6 protein-coding genes, 2 pseudogenes and 1 riboswitch are annotated in these 6,139 nt (G+C 56.8%); of the genes and pseudogenes, 4 read left to right on the plus strand and 4 right to left on the minus strand.

Translation table 11 applies throughout. The features are described 5' to 3' along the window. Positions 1–837: an acyl-CoA thioesterase gene (locus tag ACT6VE_RS32155; RefSeq protein ID WP_444802301.1), complete on the minus strand. Its 837-nt coding sequence runs from the start codon at positions 835–837 to the stop codon at positions 1–3. Between the two features lie 99 nt (positions 838–936). Then, positions 937–1,146, minus strand: a riboswitch (cobalamin riboswitch). Between the two features lie 380 nt (positions 1,147–1,526). Here ACT6VE_RS32155 and ACT6VE_RS32160 point away from each other — a divergent pair. The 4 genes and pseudogenes from ACT6VE_RS32160 (at position 1,527) to ACT6VE_RS32175 (ending at position 4,585) form a co-directional block, all read left to right on the plus strand. Beyond that, positions 1,527–2,510 (plus strand): DUF1852 domain-containing protein, encoded by a 984-nt coding sequence (locus ACT6VE_RS32160; protein WP_444802308.1) that lies wholly within the window; start codon positions 1,527–1,529, stop codon positions 2,508–2,510. Between the two features lie 27 nt (positions 2,511–2,537). After that, complete coding sequence (locus tag ACT6VE_RS32165; RefSeq protein WP_444802302.1) at positions 2,538–3,566, plus strand: methionine synthase; 1,029 nt, start codon at positions 2,538–2,540, stop codon at positions 3,564–3,566. A gap of 96 nt (positions 3,567–3,662) precedes the next feature. After that, positions 3,663–4,019: pseudogene (locus tag ACT6VE_RS32170) on the plus strand (flavin reductase); the annotation flags it as partial. Positions 4,020–4,429: 410 nt separating this feature from the next. Next, on the plus strand, positions 4,430–4,585 hold the full coding sequence (locus tag ACT6VE_RS32175; RefSeq protein ID WP_444802303.1) for a phosphatase PAP2 family protein: 156 nt from the start codon (positions 4,430–4,432) through the stop codon (positions 4,583–4,585). 19 nt (positions 4,586–4,604) lie between these two features. Here ACT6VE_RS32175 and ACT6VE_RS32180 read toward each other — a convergent pair whose 3' ends face one another. From ACT6VE_RS32180 to ACT6VE_RS32190, 3 genes and pseudogenes are all read right to left on the minus strand, one after another. Next, the gene (locus ACT6VE_RS32180; RefSeq protein WP_444802304.1) at positions 4,605–5,147 is read right to left on the minus strand and encodes a sensor histidine kinase; all 543 of its coding nucleotides are present in this window, start codon (positions 5,145–5,147) and stop codon (positions 4,605–4,607) included. Between the two features lie 42 nt (positions 5,148–5,189). Then, the gene (locus ACT6VE_RS32185; protein WP_444802305.1) at positions 5,190–5,870 is read right to left on the minus strand and encodes a HAMP domain-containing protein; all 681 of its coding nucleotides are present in this window, start codon (positions 5,868–5,870) and stop codon (positions 5,190–5,192) included. Then, positions 5,846–6,139 (minus strand): annotated as a pseudogene (locus ACT6VE_RS32190) (DDE-type integrase/transposase/recombinase); the annotation flags it as partial. The gene ACT6VE_RS32185 and the pseudogene ACT6VE_RS32190, both read right to left, overlap by 25 nt.

Below are 6,139 nucleotides of genomic sequence, written 5' to 3' on the forward strand. Positions count from 1 at the left end.
TTATGCCCGCCCCGGATTAAAGGTAAGCGATTCCGCTGTGGCGCTATCGCGAACAGGAACCGGCCGATGGTCTTTATCGACCGCCACCATGGTGAAACATCCTGTGGCCGTAACATGCCTCTCGCCGGTCAGGAGGTTTTCGGACCAAAGTTTCGTCTCGATGGACATGGAGCTGCGTCCCACGCGCTCAACGCGCGCCTCCGCCTCGACAATTTCACCGATCTTAATTGCTCGCGCGAAGTCGATGCGCTCTGACGAGGCGAGCACGACCAGCGTGCCGGAGTAGCGCGACGCTGCAACGAATGTGGCTTTGGTCATGTAGGCGATCGCCTCGCCCCCGAATATCCGGCCGACGCTGTTTGCCTGATCCGGAAAGACGATGTCGGCCATGGCAAGGGTGTCCGTAGTGTCCAGGGTTTCCGCCGGTGCGAGCTCGGCCAAAGCATAGCTCGCGGCGTGGCTGCCCTCCGGTATCGCGACCATATGGAAGATGCCGCGCGTACAGGTGTGTCGCTGACGGCCGACTATGGTCTCCGCCGCCATCTCGACCTCGACCGTCAGGAAACGGCGCCCTGACTTGACCGGTCTGGCCGTGAATTCAACGATGTGCCCGGTGCGCGCGGGTTGCCTGAAATCGATCCGCTCGCAAGAGGTGGTCACGAAGGGCGCCCGCCCGAACCTGGTTGCCGCGATGAAGGCTACGCGATCCGTGAGAGCAAGTCCGGCTCCGCCGAACAGAGTGCCGTGATGGTTGGTATCTCCGGGAAAGACGATATCGATGAGACTGGTTGTCGAGCCATGCTCGGCAGGCTTTTCTATGGTCGCGATCTCTGTCATCTGCACTGCCATCAGGTTGCGGCCGGGCAGCGGCATGACGCAGAGACGACGGCACGGGAGTGCTCATCGCGAAAGCGGCACTCCGGGACACCCCGCCCGTGGACGTTATCTATCGCGGCAGGTCTCCTGGCTTGCGGGTCATTGCTTTCGTCCGTCTTCCCGAGGTATGCCTCAGTGACATGGATGGACGTTCGCTCGCCGCTTACAGTTGCGGGGGCAGCCTCGGCTTCGGGCTTTGATCAAAGCCCTCACCGAATTCCCTCTTAGCTCCGGACTTTCATCCGCAGAACCACGATGACGAACCAATGTCTCATGTCGCCAGAGCGGTCAAGGCGTCTATCACGGAGGCATGGCGGATGTGGAAGGTGCCCCCGCGCCTATGTCCCGTCGGTTTTGCGTGCTGAACGGGCATTCGAGTACCTCGATGTCTGAAGGCGGCTCGTGAGATACCGTCATCTCCGCATTTTTTGTCTCTGGCTTCGACCTCAAATCATGAGCACGGCTCATGCTTCCGTGAGATAATACCATTTTTTCTCGATCGATCCCTCAGGCATAAACCGCACACCACTAGTATGTCTGGGCGGTGTGAACGCTGCCGACTGGGAATATGGAAAGTAATGTCCGGTGTGCCCTGAATTTTACGTCACTAGTCTCAGGTTTTATATCGGGAAGCAGGGCGCGCCGTCGTGATGAATAGTTATTTCGATTTTAATATTAAGGCAGTTCAATTGTGCGAAGAATATCGCCCCTCAGAAAATACGCGCATTACGACCAACTTTGCTAATTTGGCTAGAGGGGAGAGCCGCCGAGAGAACCTGCGCAATGCGTTGACGATGATTGACAACCGTTTCAACGCCCTGGCGCATTGGGATAACCCCAAAGGTGATCGTTACTCTGTTGAGCTCGAAATCATTTCCGTCGAGATGAACATTGGCGCCGGAGGCTATAGTAATGCCTTTCCGCTCATTGAAATATTGAAAACAACTGTCGTTGATCGCAAAACGAACGAACGTATTGACGGCGTCGTGGGCAATAATTTTTCCTCTTATGTGCGCGACTACGACTTCAGCGTGTTGTTGCCAGAGCATAACAAAAATCGACCCGGGTTCAGCACGCCGGATAATTTTGGCGATCTGCATGGAAACTTGTTCAAGTGCTTCCTGAATTCAAATGCTTACAAAGAGCATTTCAACAAGCCGCCAGTCATATGCCTAAGCGCATCAAGCAGCAAAATCTATCATCGGACGGACAATCAGCATCCCGTATTGGGCGTCGAATACAAACAGAATGAACTATCCTCGACCGACGAATATTTCGGGAAAATGGGATTGCAAGTTCGCTTTTTCATGCCGGCGAATAGCGTTGCGCCTTTGGCGTTTTATTTTCTCGGCGATCTGCTCGATGACTACACCAATCTTGAGCTTATCAGCACCATCAGCACGATGGAGACTTTTCAGAAGATCTATCGACCCGAGATTTACAACGCCAATTCCGCGGCGGGGGCCTGCTATCAGCCGAATCTGAAGCACCAGGATTACTCGTTGACCCGGATTGTCTACGATCGAGAAGAACGGAGTCGGCTGGCGATTGAGCAGGGGAAGTTCGCCGAGGAGCACTTCATCAAACCGTACGGGGCCATTCTTGAGCAAAGATCTGCCAATCACATCCTCTGACGAGCTAGAAACATAAGGTCGCCTATCATGAAAACACTGTTGCCCACGTCAACCGCCGGCAGCCTGCCCAAACCCTCGTGGCTTGCAGAGCCTGAGAAACTTTGGTCGCCTTGGAAGCTGCAAGACGAGGAACTGATTGAGGGCAAACAGGACGCCTTGCGTTTGTCGTTGGATGATCAGCGACAGGCAGGCATCGATATCGTCAGCGATGGCGAGCAAACGCGCCAACATTTCGTTACGACGTTTATCGAACACCTCGACGGGGTTGATTTTGAGAAACGTGAGACCGTCATAATTCGCAATCGCTATGATGCGAGTGTCCCCACGGTCGCGGGCGCCGTGTCTCGCCAGAAGCCGGTTTTCGTCGAAGACGCCAAATTTCTACGTCAGCAGACGAAGCAGCCCATCAAATGGGCTCTGCCGGGTCCCATGACGATGATCGATACGCTCTTTGATAGCCACTATAAGAGCCGTGAAAAGCTGGCCTGGGAATTTGCCAAGATCCTTAATGAGGAGGCGCGGGAGCTGGAGGCTGCCGGCGTCGATATCATCCAGTTCGACGAGCCCGCATTCAACGTCTTCTTTGATGATGTGAATGACTGGGGCGTCGCCACATTGGAGAAAGCAATCGAGGGCCTTAAATGCGAGACCGCTGTCCATATCTGCTATGGATACGGCATCAAGGCCAATACGGATTGGAAAAAGACCCTGGGATCCGAGTGGCGGCAGTATGAGGAATCTTTCCCCAAGCTACAGAAATCCAGTATCGGTATGATCTCCCTGGAATGCCACAACTCTCATGTCCCGATGGATCTCATCGAGCTTGTTCGAGGCAAGAAGGTGATGGTCGGGGCCATCGACGTGGCAAGCGATACCATTGAAACCCCAGAGGAAGTGGCCGCGACCCTGCGAAAGGCGCTTCAGTTTGTCGATGCGGACAAACTTTGCCCTTGCACGAACTGCGGAATGGCGCCCCTGTCTCGCCGTGTAGCAAGAGGCAAGCTGAATGCTCTGGCAGCAGGTGCAGAAATCGTCCGAAAAGAACTCTCGGCCTAGTGCTGGCTGAGCAGCAGGGGGCCGACATGAACATTGTGAAGCACGGCTTCGACACCGTGGACAAAGCCACGTTTCGCAACGGCATGTCTCGGCTCTGCAGTCAACGTCGTCACCAACAGATACAGCGGGAAGCGCTACGGCTTTAAGGCCTCAGCGGTCTGCAGCGTCAGCGACACGCCGGCAACACTTCTCGTCTGCATCAACCGTTCGAGCTCGTGTTTTTATGCCTTTGAGAACACGCGCCACTTCTGTGTCAACACGCTGATGCCAGGCCATGAGGACATTTCGAATGTCTTTGGCGGAAAGACACCGAAGGAGGATCGATTTACGCTTGGCGAATGGAGAGAAGGCTTCACGGGTGCCCCGTCCTGGCCAACGCCTCGGTCAGCTTCGAATGCGAGCTCACCAATGCCGTCGACAAGGCAACCGACCGCATTCTCTCCGCGCGCGTGATCGACATTCGTTAGAATGAAGAACAGGCAACTTTGCTTTATTGCATGCGTCGCTATCTCGGCGACTATGCACAGCCGCCGAGCGAACGCGAGCACTCAGTCTGGACTCCACAAGGGTGGACCGGCACTCTATCACGAATTAAGTTCAGTCCTCGCGTACACCACATCATAACCATCCGCCTATTCGTGTGGCCGCACCGTTTCTGCGCAGTGTAACGGCGCGGCTCGACCCTCTCTTTCGCTATCATGGACGGGCAGCCGGCCATATTACGATTTTGGAGTGGCCTGCAGCCCTTCAAGCGTACTGACCTGCCACTGAGGAAATCGACATGACTGCTGTCGGCGGTCACCTACCTGACGCTCGGCGCTCTGTTGTCACAGGGCAGGGGTCGCACCGAGAGGACGTAAATTGTGGGATGTGCAATCCTGCTCACCGCCTTGATCGGCGCAAGCCGCGTTTTTCTGGGTGTGCATTATCCGAGCGACGTTGCAGGTGGCTGGTGTGCCGGTACGATCTGGGCGCTCTCGTGCTGGATGGTTGGCCGCCGGTTTGCGTTCGATCGATAACCGGGCCGTATTCTGCCGGTCAGGCTGGAGGACCGAATTTGAATGTGATCACTGTCCCGGGCCGATTGTTGGCGGCGCTGACCGTCGCGCCGTGCAGATAGGCAATCGCCCGCACGAGACTGAGCCCAAGACCGCTGCTGGATGTGCTGCGGCTCTTGTCGAGCCTGTAAAGTCGGCGAAACACGTTTTCGCGCTCGTTTTCCGGAATGCCTGGTCCGTGATTGGCAACCTTCAAAAGGCCCTGTTCGCCCCGAACGAGGGCAACGGTGATCGCCGTGCAGGTCGGGCAATGGGCGATCGCGTTCTCGATCAGATTGACCAGCTTCTGTTTGAGTAGATTCTTGTCGCCGTGGATCGTGGCGGCGTCGATCTGCCCCGCGGTCAGGGATTGCCGGTTGTCTTCCGCCACGTCCGCATAGGTCTCGACCACATTGAGCAGCAGTTGGTCGAGGGCAAGTGGCTGGAAGTGCAGCTTGCGAACACCAGCCTCGATCTGGGATATGCGCAGCAGGGCATCGAACGTCGCGTTGATCTGGTCGCATTCCGCAAGCGCCTCCTCCAACAGGGAGCGAAGAAAATCGTCCGCCGCACTCCGATCGAGCGCCTAGTCGATCATCAGTTTCAGCCGGTTGAGCGGGGTCTTCAGGTCATGGGCGATGTCCGTGCTCACCTGCCGTATGCTTTCGACAAGCGTGGAGAGCCGTACGAGCGCCAGGTTGATCTTTCCAGCGATCTCGTCGACATCGTCCCGTAATCCGGTGAGCGGAATCCGGACGTCAAGCTGGCCGTTCGAAACGGCCGATATCGTCGCGGCGATGGTATCAAGGCGATCCTGGGCGCGGCGTGCGAGATAGGCGCCGGTGGCGAAGGCGAGAACCACGGCCAGCGCGCTGGCCCATCCAAAGCTGACAAGCACGATCCCGGCCAGATCTTCCGTCTCCCGGAAGCTCTGACCCGCCACCAGCCTATATCCGTCGATTGTTCCGCTCAGGACGCGAAACCGCTCCACATCCAGCAGGCCGAGTTCAGGCGCTGAGGCCGTTGCAAATCCCTCATGCGCCACGGCAACAGCGAGATTTCCCGAGAGCACTTTTCCAGATCGGTCCGGCAGCAGGAAGATGTGGGAACCATCGGTGCTCAGCCTGACGAAGCTGTTCATGGTGCCGATGAGATTCTCGATGTCATCGGAGGGGTAGGTCGATTCCAGCATCGAATAGGTTTGCTGGACCGAGGCATCCAGCGTCTCGCGCAACTCGCCGCGCGCTCGACCTGGCCGTTGGTCCATGGATGCCTTGGCTTTGTCAGCCGGTGTTCGATATCGTGGGCTTGGCAGGCTCGATCGAGCGGATGCCCGCGCCAGATAGCTATCGGCCCTGAACGTTTTTGCGGCAGATCGGCAAACTGGATGCCGTTGTCAGTCAGAACAATCTTGATCTTGTCGGCAACGGCGGCCACCAGAGCACCGAGGAATGCACGTGCCGTCGCCGTGTTGGCCTTGTCGACGCGTTCCGCGAAGGCGAACTTCGAGGTGCGGTCGATACCAACGTACAGATA

The sequence above is a fragment of the Shinella sp. genome, from assembly GCF_052438155.1.
In the GTDB taxonomy this organism is placed as follows: domain Bacteria; phylum Pseudomonadota; class Alphaproteobacteria; order Rhizobiales; family Rhizobiaceae; genus Shinella.